This is a genomic window from Pseudaestuariivita sp. (assembly GCF_052825805.1).
This window is the reverse complement of the sequence record NZ_JBRBVB010000005.1, coordinates 90,617-113,843: the sequence shown is the minus strand read 5'-3', so window position 1 is coordinate 113,843 and position 23,227 is coordinate 90,617. Positions and strand designations below refer to the sequence as shown.

18 protein-coding genes are annotated in these 23,227 nt (G+C 65.1%); 8 read left to right on the top strand and 10 right to left on the bottom strand.

Annotation, left to right across the window (positions count from 1 at the left end):
- Positions 1 to 179: 179 nt before the first annotated feature.
- On the top strand, positions 180 to 2,090 hold the full coding sequence (gene dnaK / locus ACU0B3_RS08245) for a molecular chaperone DnaK (RefSeq protein ID WP_446260369.1): 1,911 nt from the start codon (positions 180 to 182) through the stop codon (positions 2,088 to 2,090).
- A gap of 72 nt (positions 2,091 to 2,162) precedes the next feature.
- Positions 2,163 to 3,320 (top strand): molecular chaperone DnaJ, encoded by a 1,158-nt coding sequence (dnaJ, locus tag ACU0B3_RS08240; RefSeq protein ID WP_446260368.1) that lies wholly within the window; start codon positions 2,163 to 2,165, stop codon positions 3,318 to 3,320.
- A 36-nt stretch (positions 3,321 to 3,356) separates the two neighbouring features.
- Here the strand turns inward: dnaJ and ACU0B3_RS08235 are convergent, their stop codons facing one another.
- The 3 genes from ACU0B3_RS08235 to secA all read right to left on the bottom strand — a co-directional run bounded on the left by ACU0B3_RS08235 (position 3,357) and on the right by secA (position 9,123).
- Positions 3,357 to 4,916, bottom strand: a complete 1,560-nt coding sequence (locus ACU0B3_RS08235; RefSeq protein WP_446260367.1) for a phosphate ABC transporter substrate-binding/OmpA family protein — start codon at positions 4,914 to 4,916, stop codon at positions 3,357 to 3,359.
- A 22-nt stretch (positions 4,917 to 4,938) separates the two neighbouring features.
- Positions 4,939 to 6,054: a translocase gene (locus ACU0B3_RS08230; protein WP_446260366.1), complete on the bottom strand. Its 1,116-nt coding sequence runs from the start codon at positions 6,052 to 6,054 to the stop codon at positions 4,939 to 4,941.
- A 318-nt stretch (positions 6,055 to 6,372) separates the two neighbouring features.
- A complete protein-coding gene (gene secA / locus ACU0B3_RS08225; RefSeq protein WP_446260365.1) occupies positions 6,373 to 9,123 on the bottom strand; it encodes a preprotein translocase subunit SecA in 2,751 nt (916 codons plus the stop codon).
- 179 nt (positions 9,124 to 9,302) lie between these two features.
- Here secA and ACU0B3_RS08220 point away from each other — a divergent pair, with 179 nt between their 5' ends.
- From ACU0B3_RS08220 to ACU0B3_RS08210, 3 genes are read left to right on the top strand one after another with little or no spacing between them, the layout of a single operon-like run.
- A complete protein-coding gene (locus ACU0B3_RS08220; protein ID WP_446260364.1) occupies positions 9,303 to 10,214 on the top strand; it encodes a peptidylprolyl isomerase in 912 nt (303 codons plus the stop codon).
- Position 10,215: 1 nt separating this feature from the next.
- Positions 10,216 to 11,442 (top strand): bifunctional glutamate N-acetyltransferase/amino-acid acetyltransferase ArgJ, encoded by a 1,227-nt coding sequence (gene argJ / locus ACU0B3_RS08215; RefSeq protein WP_446260363.1) that lies wholly within the window; start codon positions 10,216 to 10,218, stop codon positions 11,440 to 11,442.
- A gap of 1 nt (position 11,443) precedes the next feature.
- A complete protein-coding gene (locus ACU0B3_RS08210; protein WP_446260362.1) occupies positions 11,444 to 11,863 on the top strand; it encodes a (deoxy)nucleoside triphosphate pyrophosphohydrolase in 420 nt (139 codons plus the stop codon).
- A 350-nt stretch (positions 11,864 to 12,213) separates the two neighbouring features.
- Here the strand turns inward: ACU0B3_RS08210 and infB are convergent, their stop codons facing one another.
- The 6 genes from infB to ACU0B3_RS08180 all read right to left on the bottom strand — a co-directional run bounded on the left by infB (position 12,214) and on the right by ACU0B3_RS08180 (position 18,918).
- On the bottom strand, positions 12,214 to 14,685 hold the full coding sequence (gene infB / locus ACU0B3_RS08205; protein ID WP_446260361.1) for a translation initiation factor IF-2: 2,472 nt from the start codon (positions 14,683 to 14,685) through the stop codon (positions 12,214 to 12,216).
- Positions 14,686 to 15,330, bottom strand: a complete 645-nt coding sequence (locus ACU0B3_RS08200) for an RNA-binding protein (RefSeq protein ID WP_446260360.1) — start codon at positions 15,328 to 15,330, stop codon at positions 14,686 to 14,688.
- A 14-nt stretch (positions 15,331 to 15,344) separates the two neighbouring features.
- Entirely contained in the window at positions 15,345 to 16,967 is a 1,623-nt protein-coding gene (nusA, locus tag ACU0B3_RS08195; RefSeq protein ID WP_446260359.1) for a transcription termination factor NusA, read from the bottom strand.
- A 7-nt stretch (positions 16,968 to 16,974) separates the two neighbouring features.
- Entirely contained in the window at positions 16,975 to 17,202 is a 228-nt protein-coding gene (locus ACU0B3_RS08190; protein ID WP_446260358.1) for a hypothetical protein, read from the bottom strand.
- Between the two features lie 203 nt (positions 17,203 to 17,405).
- Positions 17,406 to 17,984: a ribosome maturation factor RimP gene (rimP, locus tag ACU0B3_RS08185; RefSeq protein WP_446260357.1), complete on the bottom strand. Its 579-nt coding sequence runs from the start codon at positions 17,982 to 17,984 to the stop codon at positions 17,406 to 17,408.
- A gap of 160 nt (positions 17,985 to 18,144) precedes the next feature.
- A complete protein-coding gene (locus ACU0B3_RS08180; protein WP_446260356.1) occupies positions 18,145 to 18,918 on the bottom strand; it encodes a DeoR/GlpR family DNA-binding transcription regulator in 774 nt (257 codons plus the stop codon).
- 135 nt (positions 18,919 to 19,053) lie between these two features.
- Here ACU0B3_RS08180 and glpD point away from each other — a divergent pair, with 135 nt between their 5' ends.
- Positions 19,054 to 20,622, top strand: a complete 1,569-nt coding sequence (gene glpD, locus ACU0B3_RS08175; protein ID WP_446260355.1) for a glycerol-3-phosphate dehydrogenase — start codon at positions 19,054 to 19,056, stop codon at positions 20,620 to 20,622.
- A gap of 116 nt (positions 20,623 to 20,738) precedes the next feature.
- Positions 20,739 to 22,217, top strand: a complete 1,479-nt coding sequence (glpK, locus tag ACU0B3_RS08170) for a glycerol kinase GlpK (RefSeq protein ID WP_446260354.1) — start codon at positions 20,739 to 20,741, stop codon at positions 22,215 to 22,217.
- Between the two features lie 2 nt (positions 22,218 to 22,219).
- On the opposite strand, the gene ACU0B3_RS08165 is transcribed toward glpK, so the two are convergent.
- Positions 22,220 to 22,570, bottom strand: a complete 351-nt coding sequence (locus ACU0B3_RS08165; protein ID WP_446260353.1) for a nuclear transport factor 2 family protein — start codon at positions 22,568 to 22,570, stop codon at positions 22,220 to 22,222.
- 117 nt (positions 22,571 to 22,687) lie between these two features.
- Between ACU0B3_RS08165 and ACU0B3_RS08160 the strand changes: the two genes are divergently transcribed.
- Positions 22,688 to 23,227: a rhomboid family intramembrane serine protease gene (locus tag ACU0B3_RS08160; RefSeq protein ID WP_446260352.1), complete on the top strand. Its 540-nt coding sequence runs from the start codon at positions 22,688 to 22,690 to the stop codon at positions 23,225 to 23,227.

Below are 23,227 nucleotides of genomic sequence, written 5' to 3'. Positions count from 1 at the left end.
ATTTTTGCCGCGAACGCCCCTTTCGCCCGGTTGCAGCACCAATACCCCCTTCCTATATACGCCCGGACGTTGGCACACGGCCAGACACCGTGGGCTGATCATCGTCGGGGGCTGGAACGCCAAGCATGGGTCCACCCCTCGGGACATCGCCTTGAAGTTCAAAAAGGGATCGAAAAGACATGGCTAAAGTCATTGGGATCGACCTCGGGACAACCAACTCCTGCGTCGCCATCATGGACGGCTCGCAGCCCAAGGTTATCGAAAACGCCGAAGGCGCACGCACGACACCGTCGATCGTCGCCTTCACCGAAGACGAGCGTCTCGTCGGCCAGCCGGCCAAGCGCCAGGCGGTCACCAACCCGGACAACACGATCTTTGGCGTCAAGCGCCTGATCGGCCGCCGGGCAGACGACGCACATCTGAAAAAAGACAAGAAAAACCTGCCGTTCAACGTCATCGATGGCGGCAACGGCGACGCATGGGTCGAATCGCGTGGCGAGAAATACTCGCCCTCGCAGATCTCCGCCTTCATCCTGCAAAAGATGAAGGAAACCGCCGAAAGCTATCTCGGCGAAGACGTCGCGCAAGCCGTGATCACCGTGCCTGCGTATTTCAACGACGCACAGCGCCAGGCGACCAAGGACGCGGGCAAGATTGCCGGCCTCGAAGTGCTGCGCATCATCAACGAGCCGACTGCAGCTGCGCTCGCCTACGGCCTCGACAAGGACGAGACCAAGACAATCGCGGTCTACGACCTTGGCGGCGGCACGTTCGACGTGACGATCCTCGAGATCGACGATGGCCTTTTCGAAGTGAAATCGACCAACGGGGACACGTTCCTCGGCGGTGAAGACTTCGACATGCGCATCGTCAACTACCTCGCGGACGAGTTCAAAAAAGAAAACTCCGTCGACCTGACGCAGGACAAGATGGCGCTGCAGCGTCTCAAGGAAGCTGCCGAGAAGGCCAAGATCGAGCTGTCGTCCTCGTCCCAGACTGAGATCAACCAACCGTTCATCTCGATGGGGTCGAACGGCCAGCCGCTGCACATGGTGATGAAGCTCACCCGCGCCAAGCTGGAGTCGCTTGTCGGTGACCTGATCAAAGCGTCGCTCAAGCCCTGCCAAGCTGCGCTCAAGGACGCTGGTCTCAGCACCTCCGACATCGACGAAGTCGTGCTCGTGGGCGGGATGACCCGTATGCCGAAGGTCATCGAAGAGGTGACCAAATTCTTTGGCAAGGAGCCGCACAAGGGTGTGAACCCGGACGAGGTCGTCGCCATGGGCGCCGCCATCCAGGCCGGCGTGCTGCAAGGTGACGTCAAGGACGTGGTTCTGCTCGACGTGACCCCGCTGTCGCTGGGGATCGAGACGCTGGGCGGTGTCTTCACCCGCCTGATCGACCGCAACACGACGATCCCGACGAAGAAGTCGCAAATCTTCTCGACCGCCGAGGACAACCAGAACGCGGTGACCATCCGGGTCTTCCAGGGTGAGCGCGAGATGGCGGCCGACAACAAGATGCTCGGCCAGTTCAACCTCGAGGACATTCCGCCGGCTCCGCGCGGCATGCCGCAGATCGAGGTGACCTTTGACATCGACGCCAACGGCATCGTCTCCGTAGGCGCCGCCGACAAAGGCACCGGCAAAGAGCAAAAGATCACGATCCAGGCGTCGGGTGGCCTTTCGGACGACGACATCGAGAAGATGGTCAAGGACGCCGAAGAGAACGCGGATGCCGACAAGGCGCGCCGCGAGCTCGTGGAGGCCAAGAACCAGGGCGAAAGCCTTGTGCTCTCGACCGAAAAGGCGCTCGAGGAGCACGGCTCCAAGGTCGACCCGTCGACCGTCGAGGCCATCGAGCTAGCCATCGCGGCACTCAAGGACGAACTGGAAACCGACAACGTCGACAAGATCAAGGCGGGCATCCAGAACGTGACCGAAGCGTCCATGCGTCTGGGCGAGGCGATCTACAAAGCCAGCCAGGAAGAGGCAGGCGACGCCGAGCCCGAAGCGGCGGACGCAGGCCCGGCGGATGACGACATCGTCGACGCCGATTTCGAAGACCTGGACGACAGCAAACGCGCCTGATCCGGCACGTTGAGGTTGGGCCCGGGAGCGGGCCTGACCCGTCCCCGGGCCTTTGAATGAAAGGGCTGAGCCATGTCCAAACGTGACTTTTACGACGTGCTGGGCGTCTCGAAAGGGTCGAGCGCCGACGAGATCAAGAAAGCGTACCGCCGCAAGGCCAAAGAGCTTCACCCCGACCGCAACGCCGACAATCCAAACGCCGAAGAGCAGTTCAAGGAGGCCAATGAGGCCTACGAAGTGCTGCGCGACGCCGAAAAGAAAGCCGCCTACGACCGGTTCGGTCACGCGGCGTTCGAGGGCGGCATGGGCGGCGGAGGACGGCCGGGCGCAGGTGGCGGCTTCCGCAACCAGGGCGACTTCGCGAGCGCGTTCTCGGACGTCTTCGACGATCTTTTCGGCGACATGATGGGCGGCGGTGGCCGTGGCGGCGGGCGCAACCGCGCCGCACGCGGCTCGGACCTGCGCTACAACCTGCGCGTCACGCTCGAAGAAGCCTACGCCGGCATGCAAAAGACCATCCAGGTCCCGACCTCGGTGGCGTGCGGGTCGTGCGAGGGCACCGGCGCCGAAGGCGGCGCGGAACCGACGACCTGCCCGACGTGCTCTGGCATGGGCAAGGTGCGCGCGCAGCAGGGCTTTTTCACCGTCGAACGCACCTGTCCGACATGCTCCGGCCTCGGCCAGATCATCAAGAATCCCTGCCGCACCTGTGGCGGTCAGGGCCGGGTCGAAAAGGACCGCTCGCTTAGCGTCAACATCCCGGCAGGCGTCGAGACCGGCACCCGCATCCGCCTCGGCGGAGAGGGGGAGGCCGGCATGCGCGGCGGTCCGACCGGCGATCTCTACATCTTCATCGAGGTGGCCAAGCACGAGATCTTCGAACGCGACGGCGTCAGCCTTTTTTGCCGCGTCCCGGTCAGCATGAGTTCCGCCGCGCTGGGCGGTGACATCGAAGTGCCCACCATCGATGGTGGCCGCGCCCGGGTGAAAATCCCGGCGGGCAGCCAATCTGGCAGGCAAATGCGTCTGCGGGGCAAGGGCATGCCCGCGCTGCGCACCGCCGGTCAGGGCGATATGTTCATCGAGCTGGCCGTGGAAACGCCTGTGAATCTGACCTCTCGTCAGAAAGAGCTGCTGCGCGAGTTCGATGAGCTGAGCGAAGAGAACAACCCGGAAAGCTCGAGCTTCTTCAAGTCCGTCAAAGGCTTCTGGGACTCTATGAAAGGTTAGGCGGACGGCGCATTTTCTTCACGCGAAGGGAATGCGTCACCGCACCCACACCTCGACACGCCGGTTGACCGAACGGCCCCACGGCGTGTCGTCACAGGCCATCGGCAACATCTCCCCAAACGCCTCCGTCGCAAGCGTCAGGCGCGCGAAGTCCGCCGCTTCCGCTGCATCACGCACTGCGGTCAGCACCGCTTCGGCCCGGCGCAGGGCGATCCTGCGGTTGCCAGCCGCATCCCCGTTGCCATCGGAAAATCCGACAAAGAGCAGGTCCCGCGTGTCATAGCGCCCGGCCTCCAGCGACCGCGCGAGCTGTTGCACGTTCGAATTTGACTGCGCATCCAGCCGTGAGGAGCCCGGCTCGAACCGGAAGGAAATGGTGAGCCGTTTGCGCGGCTCCAGCCGCTCGGTCATCTCCTGCAGCGCCTCGAGCCCGTACTCCGGCCCCGCCACGCGGATCGCGTTCAAAAGCCGGTCGCCCTGCGCGTTCCACGGGATTTCCTCCGGCGCCTGATCGACGAGCCCCGCACGGCGGATCACGATCTGTGCCAGCGGCGAGCGGGTGTAGCTGAGAAAGTCGCGGGCCAGCTTGGGCAATCTGCGCGCCGGCACATAGAGAAACATCGGCGCGGTCAGCGGGTAATCCTCGGTCTTGATGCTCTGGCGAGTGGCCATCAGGTCGAACCCGCAGGCACCGGTCAGCGTCAACGGCTTGCTGTTGCCGAGGTCCGAGAAGCTCGCGATTCCGAAGCCCAGCGTGCCCATGGCAACGCGGCTGACCAGCGCAGCATTGTCCGCGACCGGGTCCGCAGACAGCGTCAGAGGCGCGCCGCCGGGCACGTCCATCCGCCCTTCGATGGCCTGCGTCAGGCCCGTGCTGCGAGCGGGCAGGACAAGATCGATCGGCGCGTCCTCGCCACCCAGCGCCTGCCAGTTCGTGATCTCGCCGGAAAGCACGCCTGCAAGGTTGGGCAAGGAGATTGCGTTCAGCGGATTGCGCGGCGAGACGACCGGCACCAGCCCATCGAGCGCCAGCACCCGGCTTCGGTTGCGCGCGCGCAGATCGCCGAGCCCGATGTCGCGGGCCAGCCGCGCTTCGGTGTCGCGGATCGGGCGCACAGCCATCACCACATCCGCCTCGTCGGCCAGAAGGTCGGCAAAGCCCTCTTCGCTTGTCGTCGCGCGAAAGGTGAAACGGCCTGCCAGCTTGCCGCTATCTCGGTCCGTGAGCAGCACAGTTGTGATCCCGTCGGGCCCTGCCTCGCGGCTGAGCTCGAGCCCGTTTGCGCGCGCATAGGCGGTCAGGAGCAGCGGCATCACGCGGTCCGCGATCACGGCACTGCCCGACAGGCGCATTTCAGCGACAAAGTCGGTCAGGCTCGGGCAGCCCACGCCCTCGCAGGTGACCCCGGAGCCGTCGAGCGTCAGCTCGCCATAGACCGTGTCGATCCGGTAGAACTCGCCGTCGAACCCCAAAAGCGTGCCGCTGAGTGTCACCGAACCATCGCGCGAGGTGAACGTCACGTCCTGCGCGGACGCAGCAAAGCCTTGGCACAAAAGAAAAAGTGCGGCGCTGATCGCCGCACAGACCTGTCGCATCCTGATGTGCGCCCGTGCTGGTTCACTGGGCTGCGATAGTCAGGTCCTCGACCAGATTTTTCAACACCAGAAAGTCGCCGACCGCGTCGCACTCGGGCATAAAGAGCGCAGCGGTTTTCACGCGGAGCGGGGCGTCTGGCCGGTATTCGAGCGTTTGCGCGCTGACCTCGGTACCGCAGTTCGCCGGGGTCACGGCGGCCTCGACCGACAGCGCGACCGAGCCGGTTTGTGCGGCGTGCTCCATCGGGAAGGTGTAGACTTGTGCGAGACGCGGCGCCGGGATGTCGGCGCGGCCGAGCGTGGTCAAAAGGCCCGACGTGCCCTGCGCGGCGGCGAGGCGCGAGCCGGGCGTTTCCGCCCAAACGTGGCCGTCAGCCCAGTAGTCGGCGCCGAACTCGAACGCGTGCAGTTCGATCATCGCGTCGTCGCGCCATTGCACGACGGTCCGGTGGTACGAGGACATGGTGGAGACGTAGACCTCGGCGGAGACTTCGGTGCCGTCTTCGAGCGCGGCGTTGAACGTCGCGCGCGTCGTCAGTGCCGGGAAGGTCAGCGTGAGACTCCCGCTGTCGTCGGTCATCTCGGTGATCGAAAGGCCCTCGTGTTCGAACGTGACACGGGTATTGGCGTGGCAGGGCGCGTCCAGCGTGAGGCTCGCCATGGCAACGGGGGCTGGATCGGCGGTCAGAAGGACCGCGCATTGCGTGCCGGCGGGCGGCTGTGTGCGGTACATGTCGATGCTGTCCGACGGCGCCGCGAGGGCGTCCGCCGCGCCGCCAAGCGAGTCGAAGGCGGCGGCGATGAGGGAAGAGGCCATTTCGCGCGCCGCTTCGGTTGCTTCGGCAGACGGCGCTTGGGGCGTTGCGGCCAGCCTCGCGGTGTCCGGGCTGGCGGGCGCGATGGGCTGCGGGGCGGAGGCGGTCAGCTCCACATCCGTGACCGCGAGTTCCTCGGGGGAGGCTGGCGCCGCATCCGAGAGCTGCGCGGCTGCAGAGGCAGGTTCGGTCACAGCAGGCGTGGAGGCATCCGGCGCAACTTGTGCTTCGCGGTCGCCGACGGCGGCTTGCATGATGGCGCCGATGCACACTGCCACAAACAGCGTCAGGCCCAGGATCGCGGGACGATTGAGCAAAATCATTTCAGGCTCCCAACCCATTCAGTTGATCTGAGGGTAGGAGGCAAAGGCGGCTGGCCCGTGACGTGATGGAGAAAGCTTCGCGGCGCTTTTAGGGCAAATTTGCCTCAAACGCTGGCGGCGCTGAGACGGTTTCTGGGAGCAATTCGCTGAAGAAAGCGGCCTTCAACCTGACGCACTCAAAACAGAATTTCACACGCCGTCCCGAGGGGTGGCGCATCGCGCCGCCCCATGGGGGCGGGACGGCGCGGCCTGACAGTGCCTGTCAGGCGGGTGCTCTAATTTAGGCCGGCGCGTCCGTCAGGCTAAAGGTCGCCCGTTTCAGGCAAGCCGTCCGTGGCAGTGTTTGAACTTTTTGCCGGACCCGCAGGGGCAGGGGTCGTTGCGGCCGGGGTTGCCCCAGGTACTGGGGTCGTCCTCGACAAAGCCTTCGATGGCGGGCGAGCGTGGCGCAGTCCGGGCGCTTGGCGCGGCGGCAACCTCTTCCCCTTCGGCGTCTGCGGCTGCCGGGGCGGACGGTGCGCTGGCCTCGGCCTCCCCGCGCACTTGCGCCTGCTGGGCGAGCATCTGCTCCATCATCGCCTTTTGCTCGTCCTCGGTCATCGGACGCACGCGGCTGAGCTGCTGGGTGACCTCGGCGCGGAGGCTGTCGAGCATCGACTCGAAGAGCTGGAAGGCTTCGGACTTGTACTCGTTGAGCGGATCGCGCTGGGCGTAGCCGCGGAAGGCCACGACCGAACGCAGGTGTTCGAGCGTCAGGAGGTGGTCGCGCCACTTGCTGTCGATGGTCTGAAGCAGCACCTGCTTTTCGATGTTGCGCATGTTCTCGGGGCCGAAGTCGACGGCCTTCTTGGCCATCATCTTCCCCGAGGATGCCTCGAGCCGTTCGCGCACGACCTCGTCATCGACACCGTCCTCGCTGCCCCAGTCGATGATCGGCTCGTCGATCCCGAGGTTCTCGATCGCGGCGGCGTAAAGGCCCTGCATGTCCCACTGGTCGGCGTAAGTCTTGGGCGGCATGTAGGTGTCGACGAGGTCGGCGATGACCTCCTCGCGCATGTCGGTGACGATCTCGCTGAGGTCCTCGGCCTCCATGATTTCCCGGCGCTGGGTGAAGATCACCTTGCGCTGATCGTTCATCACGTCGTCGAACTTCAAGAGCTGCTTGCGGATGTCGAAGTTGCGCCCCTCGACCTTGGCCTGGGCGCGCTCGAGCGACTTGTTCACCCACGGGTGCACGATCGCCTCGCCCTCTTTCATGCCGAGCGTCTTGAGCACTTTTTCGAGCCGTTCGGAGCCGAAGATGCGCATGAGGTCATCTTCGAGCGAGAGGTAGAACGAGGACCGGCCCGGGTCGCCCTGTCGGCCCGATCGGCCGCGCAGTTGGTTGTCGATGCGGCGGCTCTCGTGGCGTTCGGTGGCGAGCACGTAGAGCCCGCCGGCGTCCTTGACCTTTTGCTCTTCGGAGACGTGGCCCTCTTCGATCCGGGTGCGGATCGCCTCGGGATCTGCCTCGGGCTCGGAGGCAATCGCTTCGAGGACCTGGAACTCGACGTTGCCGCCCAGTTTGATGTCCGTGCCGCGCCCGGCCATGTTGGTCGCGATGGTCACCGCGCCGGGCTTGCCTGCGTCGGCGACAATCTGCGCCTCCTGCTCGTGCTGGCGCGCGTTCAGGACGTTGTGCGGCAGGCCGGCCTCCTTGAGCATGGCGGCCAGCATCTCGGATTTCTCGATGGAGGTGGTGCCGACCAGCACGGGCTGGCCCTTCTTGTGCGCCTCTTCGATCTCGCCGACGATGGCCTCGTATTTTTCGCGCGCCGTGCGGTAGACTTGGTCGTCCTCGTCCAGGCGCGCGATCTCGCGGTTGGTGGGGACCTCGACGACGCCGAGGCCGTAGATCTCCTGGAATTCCTCGGCCTCGGTCACTGCCGTGCCGGTCATCCCGCTCAGCTTGTCGTAGAGGCGGAAGTAATTCTGGAAGGTCACGCTTGCGAGCGTCACGTTCTCGGGCTGGATGTCGCAGCCTTCCTTGGCCTCGATGGCCTGATGCAGGCCATCCGAGAGGCGCCGCCCCACCATCATCCGGCCGGTGAACTCGTCGATCAGCACGACCTGGCTGTCGCGGACGATGTAATCCTTGTCCCGGGTAAAGAGCTTGTGCGCGCGGAGGCCCTGGTTGACGTGGTGCACGACGGTGGTGCTTTCCGGGTCATAGAGCGACTGCCCCTCGGGCAGGAGGCCGCGGGCTTGCAGGTGCTCTTCGAGGAACTCGTTGCCGGCGTCCGTAAAGGTCACGTTGCGTGACTTTTCGTCGATCTCGAAATGGCTGTCTTCGAGCGACGGGATCAGCTTGTCGATGGCCACGTAGAGGTCGCTGCGGTCCTGCGCCGGACCGGAGATGATGAGCGGCGTGCGCGCCTCGTCGATGAGGATCGAGTCGACCTCGTCCACGATGGCAAAGTTGTGACCGCGCTGAGCCATCTCGGCGAGCGACGAGCGCATGTTGTCGCGCAGGTAGTCGAACCCCAGCTCGTTGTTCGTGGCGTAGGTCACGTCGCAGGCGTAGGCGGCTTTCTTTTCCGCCTCGGGCTGTTGGGGGTAGACGACCCCGCAGGTCAGGCCGAGCGCGTTGAAGACCTTGCCCATCCACTCGCTATCGCGCTTGGCGAGGTAGTCGTTGACGGTGACGACGTGCACGCCCTTGCCGGAGAGCGCGTTGAGGTAGGCGGGGAAGGTGGCGACGAGTGTTTTGCCCTCCCCGGTCTTCATCTCCGAGATATTGCCCTGGTGGAGGAAGATACCGCCCATCAGCTGCACGTCAAAGGCCCTGAGACCCAGCGCACGCTTGGCGGCCTCGCGGCAATTGGCAAAGGCTTCGGGCAGGATCGCGTCGAGCGCCTCACCCGACATGGCGCGCTTGGCCAGCGCTTCGGTGCGATCCTTGATCCCCTGGTCCGAGAGCTTTTCGAACTCAGGTTCCAGCGCGTTGATCTTGTCCACCAGCGGGCGGGTCGCCTTGATCTTGCGGTCGTTGGGCGTGCCAAAAACCGCCTTCGCCAGTTTGCCGAACATGATCTCTCCGATCGTCTTTCACGCGGTTGTGCAGGGGGCTCTCTTGCCCGCGGCGCGCGTTCTGAATAAGGGTGCGTGAGCCGCGCGGCCCCACAGTCCAAAGCGATGTAAGGGCCGTGCCTACTGGTGTCAACGCGGGCGCGCCTCACGTGCGCCCGATCCAAAGGACAAGGTTCCCCATGACCCGATTGACCGCTTTTCTGACCTCTGCCGCGCTGGTGTGCGGGGGTGCCGCCTGGGCGCAGACCGCGACCACCGAAGCCGAAACCGAGACCAATGAAGCAACGACCGAGGCGCCTGCCGCCGAGATGGTGACGCCTTCGGCGGATCTGGTCGTTGCGACCGTGAACGGCACGGACATCACGCTGGGCCATCTCATCATGATCCGCGTGGGCCTGCCGCAGGAGTACCAGAGCCTCGGCGATGACGTTCTCTTCCAGGGCATTCTCGACCAGCTGGTGCAGCAGGCCGCGGTGGCCTCGGACCTGGGCGATGACCTGCCGCTGCGGGTTGAGATCGCGCTCGACAACGAGCGCCGCTCGATCCTCGCCGCCGAGGCTCTGGAGCAGGTGGCCGCCGATGCGGTGACCGACGAAGCGGTACAGGCCGCCTATGACGCGGCTTATGCCAATGCGCCGGCGGAGCAGGAGTTCAACGCCTCGCACATCCTCGTCGAGACCGAGGAAGAGGCGCAGGCCCTGATCGAAGAGCTGAACGGCGGCGCGGATTTCGCGGAGCTGGCCAAGGAGCACTCGACGGGTCCGTCCGGTCCCGGTGGCGGTCTGCTGGGCTGGTTCGGCAAGGGCGCGATGGTACCTCCCTTCGAGGCTGCGGTCGTGGCGATGGAGGCAGGCGGCGTCTCGGCTCCGGTACAGACGCAGTTCGGCTGGCACGTGGTCAAGCTGAACGAAGTGCGCGACTTGCCGAAGCCCGAGCTTGACGCCGTGCGTGCAGAACTGGCGAACACCCTCCGCCAGGAGGCGATCCAGGCGCATCTGACGGCCAAGACCGAAGCCGCTGAGGTCACGCGCATCGACATGGAGACAATCGACCCCGCGGCCATCTCGCGCCGCGATCTGCTCGAGGACTGACATGGGAAGCGTGCCGCCCCGCTCTCCGTTGGCGCCTGCCGGTTTCCCGGACCTGCCGGAGGTGGACGGCGTGCGCTTTGCCACGGCCGAGGCGGGGGTCAAGTATCGCGATCGGCCGGACGTGATGCTGGCCGTGATGGACACCGGCACTTCGGTTGCCGGCATCTTTACCCGGTCCGCCACGCGTGCGGCGCCCGTGCTGGATTGTCAGACCAAGCTGGGCGGGTCCACCGGCGCGGGCGCGGCGTTCCTCGTGAATGCCGGCAACGCCAATGCCTTTACCGGTCGCAATGGCGCGGAGGCGGTGGAGGCGACGACAGGTGCGGTTGCTTCCGTGACGGATGTGCCGGTGGGCCGCGTCTTTAGCGCGTCGACGGGCGTGATCGGGGAGCCCCTGTCGCATGGCAAGATCACCGCCGTGCTAAGCGACATGGCGGCGCGTCTCTCGCCGAAGGGCATCGACCAGGCGGCGGAGGCGATCCGCACGACCGATACCTTTGCCAAGGGGGCGGGCGGTACGTTCGACGTCGCCGGCGGTCAGGTCCGCATCGCCGGCATCGCCAAAGGCTCGGGCATGATCGCGCCGGACATGGCGACGATGCTGGTCTACGTCTTTACCGATGCCGTGATCGGGCAGGACGCGTTGCAAGCCATGGTGGCCCGGCTGTCAGACCAGACATTCAACTGCATCACTGTGGACAGCGACACCTCGACGTCGGACACGCTGTTGGTCGCCGCGACGGGCGCGTCGGGTGTCGATGTGGCGGGGGATGCGGCGTTCGAGAAAGCCCTGCACGATGTGATGCTGGATCTCGCGCATCAGGTTGTGCGGGACGGAGAGGGCGCGACCAAGTTCATCGAGATCACCGTGACCGGTGCGGAAAGTGATGCTGCGGCCAAGACCATTGGTCTTGCGATCGCCAATTCGCCGCTCGTCAAAACGGCAATCGCCGGCGAGGACCCCAATTGGGGGCGCATCGTCATGGCCGTGGGCAAGTCCGGCGCGGCGGCCGATCGGGACAAGCTTTCGATCCGGTTCGGAGACATCCTGGTGGCCGACGCAGGCTGGGTGTCGCCGGACTACCGCGAGGAAGTCGGCGCGGCCTACATGCGGAACGAGATCATCGAGATCGCGGTGGACGTCGGGATTGCGGACGGCGCAGCCACCGTGTGGACCTGCGATCTGACGCATGGGTACATTACGATCAACGCGGACTACAGGTCGTAAGGTGGGCAAGTCTGCCCACCCTACACGCGTCGTGCTGGTCTCCGCCGTTGCGCTGATCGATCGGGACGGGCGCGTGCTGATGGCGCAGCGCCCCGAGGGCAAGGCGATGGCCGGCCTTTGGGAGTTTCCCGGCGGCAAGGTCGAGGCGGGCGAGACACCCGAGGCGGCGCTGATCCGCGAGCTGCACGAGGAGCTGGGAATCGACACCTGGGCATCGTGTCTGGCGCCGCTGACCTTTGCCTCGCACGGGTATGATGACTTTCACTTGCTGATGCCGCTTTTCGCGTGCCGCAAGTGGGAGGGCGTGCCGCAGCCTCGCGAAGGTCAGCGCCTGAAATGGGTGACGTGGCAAGAGATGCGCGCGCTGCCGATGCCCGCCGCGGATGTGCCCTTGGTGGCGGTTCTGCGCGACTGGCTCTAATCGCGGCGCCGCAGCGAAGCCCGATCTTAAAAAGTCAAGGTTTTTGCGTTGCGGCACGCGGTTTTCCACAGGCATTCACAAAAATTTTGCATTTCTGCCGCAAACGATTACCTTTTAGTCTGTAAGTAACCGCGTTGGGGAGTTGCGGTATGTGGAAGACCATCATCATCGGAAGCTGCGTGTCCGTGCAGGGCTTGTTCGTGCGATCTCTCGCAGATGGACGCATTGCTGTGAAAGTCGGAGATCGGCTGTTTCACGGGATGCCTGCCTCTTGATCCTCTAGATCAAACCTGAGTCAAAAAGACCCCGAAGCTGCCTTCGGGGTCTTTTTGTGTCTGCTGTGATGCGCTTTAGCTGAGCGTGCGAGTGACTTCCTCACGCTCGAAGATCTCGATCACGTCGCCGTCGCGGATGTCGTCGTAGTTCTCGAACGCCATGCCGCATTCCTGGCCGGATTGCACTTCGGCGACTTCGTCCTTGAAGCGCTTGAGCGTTTTCAGCGTGCCCTCGTGGATCACGACGTTGTCGCGCAGAAGGCGCACGCCAGCCGAGCGACGCGCGACGCCTTCGGTGACAAGACAGCCTGCGACGCGGCCGACGCCGGTGACCTTGAAGGTCTCCTTGATCGTCGCGTAGCCGATGAAGTTCTCCCGGATTTCGGCGCTGAGAAGTCCCGAGGCCGCCGCTTTCACGTCATCGACGAGGTCGTAGATCACGCTGTAGTAGCGGATCTCGAGGCCCTTCTGGTTGGCCGAGTTGCGGGCCGGGGCATTCGCACGCACGTTGAAGCCGATGATCGGCGCGCCGGACGCTTCGGCGAGGCCCACGTCCGTTTCGGTGATCGCACCCACACCCGAGTGCAGCACGCGCACGCGCACCTCCTCGTTGCCGATCTTTTCCATCGCTTGCACGATGGCCTCGGCGGAGCCTTGCACGTCGGCTTTGACGACGATGGGCAGTTCCTTGACGTTCTCGTCTTCCTTGGCCTTGGCCAGAAGCTGATCGAGGGTCGTCGCGGCGCCTGCGGCGGCGCGTTTGTCCTTGGCCGCCTTCTCGCGGTATTCGGCGATCTCGCGCGCCTGCGCTTCGGTTTCCACGACGTTCAGGACGTCGCCCGCTTCGGGGGTGCCGTTGAGGCCGAGGACCTCGACCGGGACCGAGGGCCCGGCTTCCTTGACGCGGTTGCCCTTGTCGTCGACGAGTGCGCGGACCTTACCCCACTGCTCGCCCACGACGAAGATGTCGCCTTGCTTGAGCGTGCCGTTCTGCACGAGGACAGTCGCCACGGGGCCACGGCCCACGTCGAGCTGCGCCTCGATCACGGCACCCGCCGCGGCGCGGTCGGGGTTTGCCTTGAGCTCGAGGATTTCGGACTGGAGCGAGATCGCCTCCAGCAGGTTGTCGAGGCCCTGGCCGGTGATGGCGGAGACTTCGACGTCCTGCACTTCACCCGAGAGCTCTTCGACGATCACCTCGTGCTGCAAGAGGTCGGTGCGCACCTTGGTCGGGTTCGCAGCCGGGCGGTCGATCTTGTTGATCGCCACGATCATCGGCACTTCGGCGGCTTTGGCGTGGTTGATAGCCTCGACCGTCTGCGGCATGACCGCGTCGTCCGCGGCGACCACAAGCACGACGATGTCCGTCACCTGCGCGCCGCGCGAGCGCATCGAGGTAAAGGCAGCGTGGCCGGGCGTGTCGAGGAAGGTCAGAAGGTTCCCGTCCTCGGCCTTCACCTGGTAGGCGCCGATGTGCTGGGTGATCCCGCCAGCCTCGCCCGCGACCACCTTGGCGTTGCGGATCGCGTCGAGGAGCGACGTCTTGCCGTGGTCGACGTGGCCCATGACAGTGATGACCGGGGGACGCGCTTGCAGGTCCTCGTCGCTGTCGTCGACTTGCGCGATGACTTGCTCGACGTCCGAGTCGGAAACTCGGTTCACCTTGTGCCCGAATTCTTCGATGATGAGCTCGGCGGTGTCGGCGTCGATGGTCTGGTTCTGCGTGACCATCATGCCGTTGTTCATCAACGCCTTGACGACGTCGCCCACGCGTTCAGCCATGCGGTTTGCCAGCTCGGCGACCACGATGGCTTCGGGCAGGTTCACGCTGCGCACGACTTTTTCACGCTCGACCGAGCCGCCCATCGCCTTTTGGCGGGCGCGCTCCTGCTTGCGCTTCATGGCGGCCATGGAGCGCTGACGTCCACCCTCGCCGCCTCGCAGGGCCTGGTTCAGCGTCAGCTTGCCCGACCGGCGCCCACCATCGTCCCGGCCTTTGCCGCGGTTCTGGTCGCGTTCGCGGTCTTGCTTCCGCGGGGTCTGCGCGGGCGCTGCGGTTTTGCTTGTGCGCGTGTCCGCCTTTTCGGCGGGCGGGGCGGCGGCGCGCTGGGCGGCGGCCTCGGCCTCGCGCATCTGGCGCTCTTCCTCGTCGGCCTTGGCCTTGAGGGCGGCCTCGCGTTCGCGCTCTTCGCGCTCCTTGGCCTCGGCCTCTTCGCGGCGGCGTTCACGCTCTTCGGCGCGCGCCTTTTCCTCGGCTTCGCGTTTGGCGGCCTCTTCTGCCTCACGTGCCTTGGCGGCTTGCACGGCCTTGAGGCGGCGTTCCATCTCCGCATCGGAGATGCCCGCGGGGCGCTTGCCGCTCGAAGAGGTCGGCGCGCCGGTCGTCGCAGGTTTGTTGGCCGCGCCCGGCTTGGGCACGACGACGCGCTTGCGCTTGGTCTCCACCACGACGTTTTTGGTCCGTCCGTGGCTAAAGCTTTGCTTGACGTTCCCCGACCGGGCGCCGCCGCGCAGACCAAGTGTCTTTTTGCCGTCGTTATCGCTCATCTAGTCCGTCTGTCCTTTCCGGCGGGCGGTCCCGCCGATAGCGCCCTCGGTCACATCGGGGCGCAGTCCTCTGAGGCGTTGCGCCTCGTCTATAACACGTGCGGCCAGTCCACCAGTGCGAATGGCGGCATGTATCACCGCCTGTCGCCCAAAGGCCAGCCCCAGTTCTTCACTTGTCAGCCAGCCCAGCCATTTGCCGTCGCGCGGCGTGTTGAGCTTGCCCTTGCCGCGCTCCGAGCCGTCGGAGGCCTGGATCAGCACTTTAGCCTCGCCCTTCTCGAGCCAGGTCTTGACCTTTTCGTAGCCGGCCACCGCCTCGCCCGACTTGCGCGCAAGGCTGATGAGATCTGTGAGCCGCCGGGTGATCCCGGCTTCGACCATGTCGGGCAGACCGTCCGGCGTCGTCACCTTGGCGCGGGCGGCCTTGGAAAAGAGCCCCTTGGCCACCGCCGTTTCGAGCATGGCGCGGTCGGGTGAGACCCAGATGCCGCGCCCGGGCAATTTTCCAGCGATGTCCGGCACGATCAGATCCTCGGGTGATCTGACGAAACGCACCAGACGCGCTTTGGGTTGCACCGTGCCGGACACGATGCACTTGCGCTCGGGCCCGCTCTCGCGGTCCTTTGTGGCGCCTCCGCGGCTCATGTCGGGTCCTCGCCTCAGACGGTCTCTTCCTCGGTCTCGTCTTCGCCCTCTTCGCCTTCGGCTTCTGCGGCGGCCAGCTCGTCGGGGTCGACCCAGCCGAGGATGATCCGGGCGGTCATCACGAGGTTCTGTGCCTCGGCCAGGTCCACGTCGAATTTCTCGAGAAGGCCGTCGTCCTTGACCCGTTCGCCGTCGACCGTGGTCCAGCCGCCGGCCAACTCCCAGTCGGCGCAGGTGGCAAAGTCCTCGAGCGTCTTGATCCCGTCTTCGGCGAGCGCCTCGACCATTTGGGGTGTGAGCCCGTCGAATTCAATGAGGCTGTCTTCGGCGCCGAGCTCGCGGGCGCGTTCGAGCGCCTTGCGGGCCTGCTCTTCGAGGAATTCGCGGGCGCGGGTCTGCAGCTCTTCGGCGGTGCCTTCGTCGACGCCGTCGATCACCAGAAGCTCGTCGAGCTCGACATAGGCGACCTCCTCGAGGTTGGTGAAGCCTTCGGAGACCAGCAGCTGTGCGAAGAACTCGTCGAGATCGAGCGTGTCCATGAAGAGCTTGGTGCGTTCTTCGAACTCGGCCTGACGGCGCGCCGATTCCTCTTCTTCGGTCATGATGTCGATGTCGAGGGCGGTCAGCTGCGAGGCGAGGCGCACGTTCTGGCCGCGCCGCCCGATGGCGAGCGAGAGCTGCTCTTCGGGCACGACGACCTCGATACGCTCGGCGTCCTCGTCGAGGACCACTTTGGAGACTTCAGCCGGTTGCAAAGCGTTTACGAGGAAGGTCGGCAGATCCTCGTTCCACGGGATGATGTCGATCTTTTCGCCCTGCAGCTCGTTCACGACGGCCTGCACGCGGGAGCCGCGCATCCCGACGCAGGCGCCGACCGGGTCGATGCCACCGTCATAGGAGATGACCGCGATCTTGGCGCGGGAGCCGGGGTCGCGGGCGACCGCCTTGATCTCGATGATGCCGTCGTAGATTTCGGGCACTTCCATCTTGAAAAGCTCGGCCATGAACTCGGGCGCGGTGCGGGACAGGAAGATCTGGGGCCCCCGGACCTCGCGCCGCACGTCCTTGACGTAGCAGCGGATGCGGTCGTTGGGGCGGTAGCTTTCGCGGCCGATCTTTTCGTTGCGCCGCAGGACGGCCTCGCCGGCGCCTACGTCGACGATGACGTTGCCGTATTCCTCTCGCTTGACGAGGCCGTTGATGATGGTGCCGGCGCGGTCCTTGAACTCTTCGTACTGGCGGTCACGCTCGGCCTCGCGGACCTTTTGCAGGATGACCTGCTTGGCCGATTGCGCGGCGATCCGGCCCATGTCCACGGGCGGCACTTCCTCGACGAAGGTGTCACCGATCTGCGGGTCGTCCATGTACTGCTTGGCCTGCGCGACGGTGAACTCGGCCTGGTAGTTCTCGAGCTCTTCTTCCTCCACAACGGTGCGCACGCGGGTGAAGGTGGCGCGGCCGGTCTTGCGGTCGATCGACACGCGGATGTCCATCTCGGCGCCGTAGCGCGACTTGGCGGCGCGGGCGAGGCTCTCCTCCATCGCTTCGATCACGAGCGCGGGGTCGATCATCTTTTCGCGCGCGACGGCCTCGGCGGTTTGGAGCAGCTCAAGCTGGTTGGCGGATGTGATGGCCATGATTGGGTTATCCTTCTTGCAATTCGGCGAGCGCAGCTTCGACGTGGCGGAGGGTGCGTTTGATTTTTGCGTCGTCTTCACGCCCCAGAGAGGCGCGCATTTCTATGAGCGTTTGCCGGGCGTATGCTTCGGGATCGACGAGCTTTCCCGTTGCGCGGCGCCGTGCCTTGGCGAAATCGGCTTCGGTCAATTCCGGGCTTTTAGCGTCAGGTGTGCCGTAGATTTCAGCGTCCATGGCCAACCTCGCTTTGGTCTTTCAACGCGACAGGCGCGGAATCAAGGCCGTAGGCCGCCGCGCGATCGACGTGCCGCCCCCCGGCACGTCGATACGGTAACGCCAGCGCTCCGCTCAGAGGTCGCAAGGACTTGGCGGAGATAAAGGTGCGCAGAATGACGGTCGGATCGACGTACCGCGGCCCGACGATCGCGCAGCTTGCGCTACTCATCGGCGTTGCCCTCCGTCTCGATCGCGTCAAAGTCGCTCTCGTCCAGCGCGCCCTCTTTGCGGGCAGCCTTCTGCTGGCGGAGCATCTCCTTGATCAGCTCGTCGGTCAGGACCAGCTTGGCGTCGGCGAGCCAGTCGAACTGCAAGCCCACCGTGCCGATGTCGAGGTTGATGAGGACCTCGCCGTCCTCGACCCCCGCCAGAACGCCGCGAAAGCGTTTGCGGCCGTCGATCAGCTCGGAGGTCTCGAGCTTGGCCTCATAGCCTTCGTAAAGGTCAAAATCCTTGAGCCGGGTCAGGGGGCGGTCGATGCCGGGGGAGGACACTTCGAGCGTGTAGGCGTCGAGGATCGGGTCCTCCACATCCAGCGTTGCGCTGACAGCGGTCGAGATCTCGGCGCACTCGTCCACTTCTATCCCGCCGCCAGCGCGTTCGGCCATGATCTGCAGCGTGGGCGTGTTGCCACCCATGAGGCGGATGCGCACCAGCTCGAATCCCATGTCCTCGATCACGGGGGTCACGATCTCCGCCAGGCGGCGGTCCATTGCGGATTTGGCGATCAGGTCAGACATGGCGTCTCTGCTAGCATCCTAAGGGTGGCCTGACGTTCAGGCACAAAAAAACGGGCACGCGGCCCGTTACACTTTCCGGTGGAGCCTCTGGGTTTGGACCCCAGCGGCGCCGCTGTTGAGGGCGATATACGAAGAGGGGTCGCCAGATGCAAGGCCCAAGTCAGCCTTGGTCCCTCGCAGAGGAGCATTCCACGATCCGTGTTTGCCAGTCGGCGCACTTTTGAGTGACCTCTGCAGGCAACGGGCCATCCGTGAACATCAGGTCCATATCCGCCAAGGTGGCGATCCGGGCGGGTGCGGCGCGCTGCCATTTCGACTGGTCCGCCACCAGCCACTTATGACGAGCGCGGGAGAGGATGGCCTGGCTGACGCCCACCTCGCTGAGGTCGAAATCGAGGATGTCCCCGTCCGCGTCCAAGGCCGAACAGCCGATCACGGCAATGTCGAACTTGTACTGCGCGATCATGCTTGCCGCTGCCGTGCCGACAAGCCCGCCGTCGCTTCTTCTGAGAACGCCGCCCGTGACCACCACCTCAGCCTCTGGATTGCCGCTGAGGATGTTGGCCACGTTCAGGTTGTTGGTGAAGACCATCAGCCCCTTGTGACCCAGCAACGCGCGGGCGACCGCCTCGGTTGTCGTGCCGATGTTGAGAAACACGGCGGAGCGCTCGGGGATCTCCGCGGCACACCGCGCGGCGATCAAAGTCTTGGCACTTTCGTTCAGGCGCCGCCGCTCTTCGTATTCGATGTTCACCGCGCCGGACGGCAGCACCGCGCCGCCATGCACCCGTTCCAGCTTTCCCGCCTCCGCCAGCTCCGCCAGATCCCGCCGGATCGTCTGAGCCGTCACGCCAAGCTGCGTCGAAAGCGCCTCCACGGAAACCTGACCGGTGGTCTGTGCGATATCCAGGATGGAGGCGTGCCGAACGTTCATGGCTTCTTTTTGAAAGAAGCGCGCGGAGCCTGCAATCCATTTTCGGTTTCGTTCACATTCTGTGACAAACGAACAAAAGCGAATGCGCATGATGGAAGAACGCGGTAAGGGCGCGGTGACACACAGGAGGCGCACATGACGACGGATTATGACCTGATGATCATCGGGGGCGGCATCAACGGGTGCGGCATCGCGCGTGATGCGGCCGGGCGCGGGCTGCGCGTGGCATTGGCGGAAAAGGACGACCTGGCGCAAGCGACCTCCTCGTCTTCGACCAAGCTCTTTCACGGTGGGCTGCGCTATCTGGAGTATTTCGAGTTCCGGCTGGTGCGCGAGGCGCTGATCGAGCGGGAGACGCTTCTGCGCGCGATGCCGCATATCTCGTGGCCGATGCGGTTTGTGCTCCCGTATCACGAGGACATGCGGTTCGAGAACGAAACCCCGACCTCTCGCCTGATGTCCCGCGTCATGCCGTGGATGAAGGGGCGACGCCCCGCGTGGCTGATCCGTCTGGGCCTTTTCATGTACGACCATTTGGGTGGGCGCAAAATCCTGCCGGGAACCAAGACGGTTGATCTGAAGTCAGGCGTCGAGGGTGCGCCGCTCGAGGACAAGTTCGCATTCGCCTACGAATATTCCGACTGTTGGATCGAGGATTCGCGGCTGGTCGCCCTCAACGCCCGCGATGCCGAGGCGCGCGGCGCGACGATCCACACCCGGACGGAGGTGAAGGCCGCCGAGCGGACGGGCGATCACTGGACGGTCACACTGTCGGGGCCCGAGGGCCAGCGGCAGATCACCGCCCGGATGCTGGTGAACACCGGCGGGCCCTGGGTGCGGCAGATCATCGGCGAGGTGGCGCGGGTCAACACCTCCGAGAACATCCGTCTGGTGCGCGGCTCGCACATCGTGACCAAACGGCTTTATGACCATGAAAAGTGCTACTTTTTCCAGGGCACCGACGGGCGTATCATCTTTGCGATCCCCTACGAGACGGACTTCACCCTGATCGGCACCACCGATGCCGAGCACACCGACCCGTCGGTCAAGCCCGAGTGCACCGAGGCCGAGCGCGACTACCTGCTGAACTTTGCCAATGGCTACTTCAAGCAGGAGCTGACGGCGGAGGACGTGGTCTGGACCTACTCCGGCGTGCGTCCGCTCTATGACGACGGGGCCACCTCGGCGACGGCGGCGACGCGCGACTACGTGCTCAAGGTGAACGAGGCCGGCGGGGCGCCGATGCTCAACGTCTTTGGCGGAAAGATCACGACCTACCGCCGTCTCGCCGAAAGCGCGCTGGAAAAGATCGCGCCGTTCTTCGACGACGTGCCGGGACCTTGGACCGCGGGTGTCCCGCTGCCGGGGGGCAACTTTGCCGTGGACGGCGTGCGCGCGCAGATCGATGCGCTCAAAGCGCTCGCGCCGTATCTGGACGACCGCTGGGCGAAACGTCTTGTGCGCGCCTACGGCACAGAAGCGGCAGAGATCGTCGCCGGAACGGCCAGTGCCGAGAACCTCGGCAAGGACTTTGGCGCGACTCTGACGGAGGCCGAAGTGCGCTGGCTGATGACCCGTGAATACGCGACCCGCGCCGCGGACATCGTCTGGCGCCGGTCCAAGCTGGGGCTGCGGATGACGCAGGCCGAGATCGACGCACTCGACATCTGGATGCAGAACGAGGGCGCCTCGGTCGCCGCATAATTTTCGCAGGAAAATTATGCTCAGCACAAAGTTCTTGCGAACTTTGTGCGTGCCACCCGGGCTTGAACCGGGGCGGGATCACCTGCACTTATCCCTAAAGACTTCGGAGGAGCCCCATGACCCACATTCTCGCCATCGACCAGGGCACCACGTCCACCCGCGCCATCGTCTTCAACGGGTCCATGAAGCCCGTCGCGACCGCGCAGGAAGAATTCGCGCAGCACTTCCCGCAGTCGGGCTGGGTGGAGCATGACCCGGAGGATCTGTGGACCACGACGCTGCGCACCTGCACTGGCGCCATCGCAGAGGCCGGGCTAGAGCCGACGGACATCACCGCCATCGGCATCACCAACCAACGCGAGACGACGCTCGTCTGGGACAAGGAAACGGGCGAGCCGGTCTACAACGCCATCGTCTGGCAGGACCGCCGCACCGCCGAGTTTTGCGCCAACCTGAAAGAGGCGGGCCACGAGGCGGCTGTGACCGAGAAGACCGGCCTCCTTTTGGACCCCTACTTTTCCGGCACCAAGCTGGCGTGGATCCTCGACAATGTCGACGGCGCCCGCGCGCGGGCCGAGGCGGGGGAGTTGATGTTCGGCACGGTCGACAGCTTCCTGATCTGGCGCCTTACGGGCAACCACGTGACCGACGCCACGAACGCCGCCCGCACCTTGATGTACGACATTCATGCCGGCAGCTGGTCCTCGACCGTCTGCGACATCCTCAACGTCCCGATGCAGATGCTGCCGAAGGTCCTCGATTGCGCGGCCGAGTTCGGCATGACCCGGTCCGAGCATCTGGGCGCCGCCCTCCCGATCCTCGGCGTCGCGGGCGACCAGCAGGCCGCCACCGTCGGGCAGGCGTGTTTCGAGCCCGGCATGCTCAAGTCGACCTATGGCACGGGCTGCTTTGCGCTGCTCAACACCGGGGACACGGCGGTCACGTCCAAGAACCGTCTCCTGACGACCATCGCATATCAGCTCGATGGCACGCCCACATACGCGCTCGAAGGGTCGATCTTTATCGCCGGCGCGGTGGTGCAGTGGCTGCGCGATGGCCTCCAGATCATCGAGGCCGCGCCGGACACCCAAGCCATGGCCGAAGGCGCGGACGAGACGCAGGACGTGGTGCTGGTCCCGGCCTTCACCGGCCTCGGCGCGCCCTACTGGAAACCAGACAGCCGTGGCGCGGTCTACGGCCTGACCCGCAACTCGGGTCCCAAGGAGATGGCCAAGGCCGCGCTCGAAAGCGTCGGATACCAGACGCGCGACCTGATGGAGGCGATGCAGGCCGACATGGGTAGCGCGAGCGATGCTGTGCTACGCGTCGACGGCGGCATGACCGCGAGCGACTGGACGATGCAGTTTCTCGCCGACGTCCTCGACGCGCCGGTGGACCGCCCCAAAGTGCTCGAAACCACGGCGCTGGGCGCCGCCTGGCTCGCTGGAATGAAGGCGGGCGTCTACCCCGGGATGTCCGAGTTCGCGGAGACCTGGTCGCTCGACCGTCAGTTCACACCCACGATGGACGCCGAGACGCGCGAGACGCGCTACGCCCGCTGGAAGCGCGCGATCGAGGCGACGCAATTGGTGTGACGTCAGACGGCGTGGCAGGCGGCGGCCTGGATCACAAGGCCGTCCGGTCCGAACCAGAGCACCTCTGCGGCGAGGACGCCGGCGTGGTTGCGGTAGGTGAGCGTAACCATCTCGTATCCCGCAAAGACGTCGATCACCTCGAAACGCAGGTCCGGCTGCGCCGCGAGGGCCTTGGCCCAGTAGTCCTGCAAGGCAGGTTTGCCGACAACCTCGCCGGAGCCGACGCGTGCCACGGCCTTGCGCGAGCGGAAGACCACGTCATCGGCGTAGTGTGCGAGGATGCGGGTCAGGTCGCGGCTGTTCCACGCGTCCTGCCAGTCGGCGGCAAAGGCTTTGGCGTCCTCATGTGTCATGCCTTGAGGTGCCAGACGCCCGGCAAGAGGTAAGGGCGCGAGGTAAAGGCATCTGGTCCTCGCCCAGTCGGCACATATGTATTGCGCGGACCCGCGCGCGAGAAAGGGACATCGGCCATGGCGCTCAAACGGTTTGGATGGGTGATCGCGCTGGTGGCGGTGATCTGGCTCGTGCAGGGGGTGAACCTCGTGACGGGCTACGCGCTCAACCCGCGGTTCGGTCTCATCCCGCGCTTTGCTGCGGGCCTCGACGGGGTCCTCTTCATGCCGGTGTTGCACGGGTCGGTGGCGCATGCCGCGTCGAACACCGTGCCGCTGTTGATCCTAGGCGGGTTGACGGCTGCGACGGCGGGCAAGGTCAAGGCGGCGGCGACAGCGATCATCGTGGTGCTTGGCGGGCTCGGCGTCTGGCTCTTTGGTGCCAGCGCGATCCATGTCGGCGCGTCGGGGCTGGTATTCGGCTGGCTCGGCTTTCTGATCGCGCGCGGCTTTGTCGAGCGCAAGCCGATCCCTCTTATCGTCTCGTTGGCCGTCGGCCTTGTCTACGGCACGATGCTTTGGGGTGTGCTGCCCGGCCAGCCCGGCATCAGCTGGGAGGCGCATCTCTTTGGCGCGCTTGCCGGGCTCGTCGCGGCTCTCTTCCTGCGCAGCGACTGA

Excerpts from the sequence above, each read along its gene's own strand:
- dnaK (WP_446260369.1), top strand. The coding sequence starts at position 180 with ATGGCTAAAGTCATTGGGATCGACCTCGGGACAACCAACTCCTGCGTC.
- dnaJ (WP_446260368.1), top strand. The coding sequence starts at position 2,163 with ATGTCCAAACGTGACTTTTACGACGTGCTGGGCGTCTCGAAAGGGTCG.
- ACU0B3_RS08235 (WP_446260367.1), bottom strand. The coding sequence starts at position 4,916 with ATGCGACAGGTCTGTGCGGCGATCAGCGCCGCACTTTTTCTTTTGTGC.
- ACU0B3_RS08230 (WP_446260366.1), bottom strand. The coding sequence starts at position 6,054 with ATGATTTTGCTCAATCGTCCCGCGATCCTGGGCCTGACGCTGTTTGTG.
- secA (WP_446260365.1), bottom strand. The coding sequence starts at position 9,123 with ATGTTCGGCAAACTGGCGAAGGCGGTTTTTGGCACGCCCAACGACCGC.
- ACU0B3_RS08220 (WP_446260364.1), top strand. The coding sequence starts at position 9,303 with ATGACCCGATTGACCGCTTTTCTGACCTCTGCCGCGCTGGTGTGCGGG.
- argJ (WP_446260363.1), top strand. The coding sequence starts at position 10,216 with ATGGGAAGCGTGCCGCCCCGCTCTCCGTTGGCGCCTGCCGGTTTCCCG.
- infB (WP_446260361.1), bottom strand. The coding sequence starts at position 14,685 with ATGAGCGATAACGACGGCAAAAAGACACTTGGTCTGCGCGGCGGCGCC.
- ACU0B3_RS08200 (WP_446260360.1), bottom strand. The coding sequence starts at position 15,330 with ATGAGCCGCGGAGGCGCCACAAAGGACCGCGAGAGCGGGCCCGAGCGC.
- nusA (WP_446260359.1), bottom strand. The coding sequence starts at position 16,967 with ATGGCCATCACATCCGCCAACCAGCTTGAGCTGCTCCAAACCGCCGAG.
- ACU0B3_RS08190 (WP_446260358.1), bottom strand. The coding sequence starts at position 17,202 with ATGGACGCTGAAATCTACGGCACACCTGACGCTAAAAGCCCGGAATTG.
- rimP (WP_446260357.1), bottom strand. The coding sequence starts at position 17,984 with ATGTCTGACCTGATCGCCAAATCCGCAATGGACCGCCGCCTGGCGGAG.
- ACU0B3_RS08180 (WP_446260356.1), bottom strand. The coding sequence starts at position 18,918 with ATGAACGTTCGGCACGCCTCCATCCTGGATATCGCACAGACCACCGGT.
- glpD (WP_446260355.1), top strand. The coding sequence starts at position 19,054 with ATGACGACGGATTATGACCTGATGATCATCGGGGGCGGCATCAACGGG.
- glpK (WP_446260354.1), top strand. The coding sequence starts at position 20,739 with ATGACCCACATTCTCGCCATCGACCAGGGCACCACGTCCACCCGCGCC.
- ACU0B3_RS08165 (WP_446260353.1), bottom strand. The coding sequence starts at position 22,570 with ATGACACATGAGGACGCCAAAGCCTTTGCCGCCGACTGGCAGGACGCG.
- ACU0B3_RS08160 (WP_446260352.1), top strand. The coding sequence starts at position 22,688 with ATGGCGCTCAAACGGTTTGGATGGGTGATCGCGCTGGTGGCGGTGATC.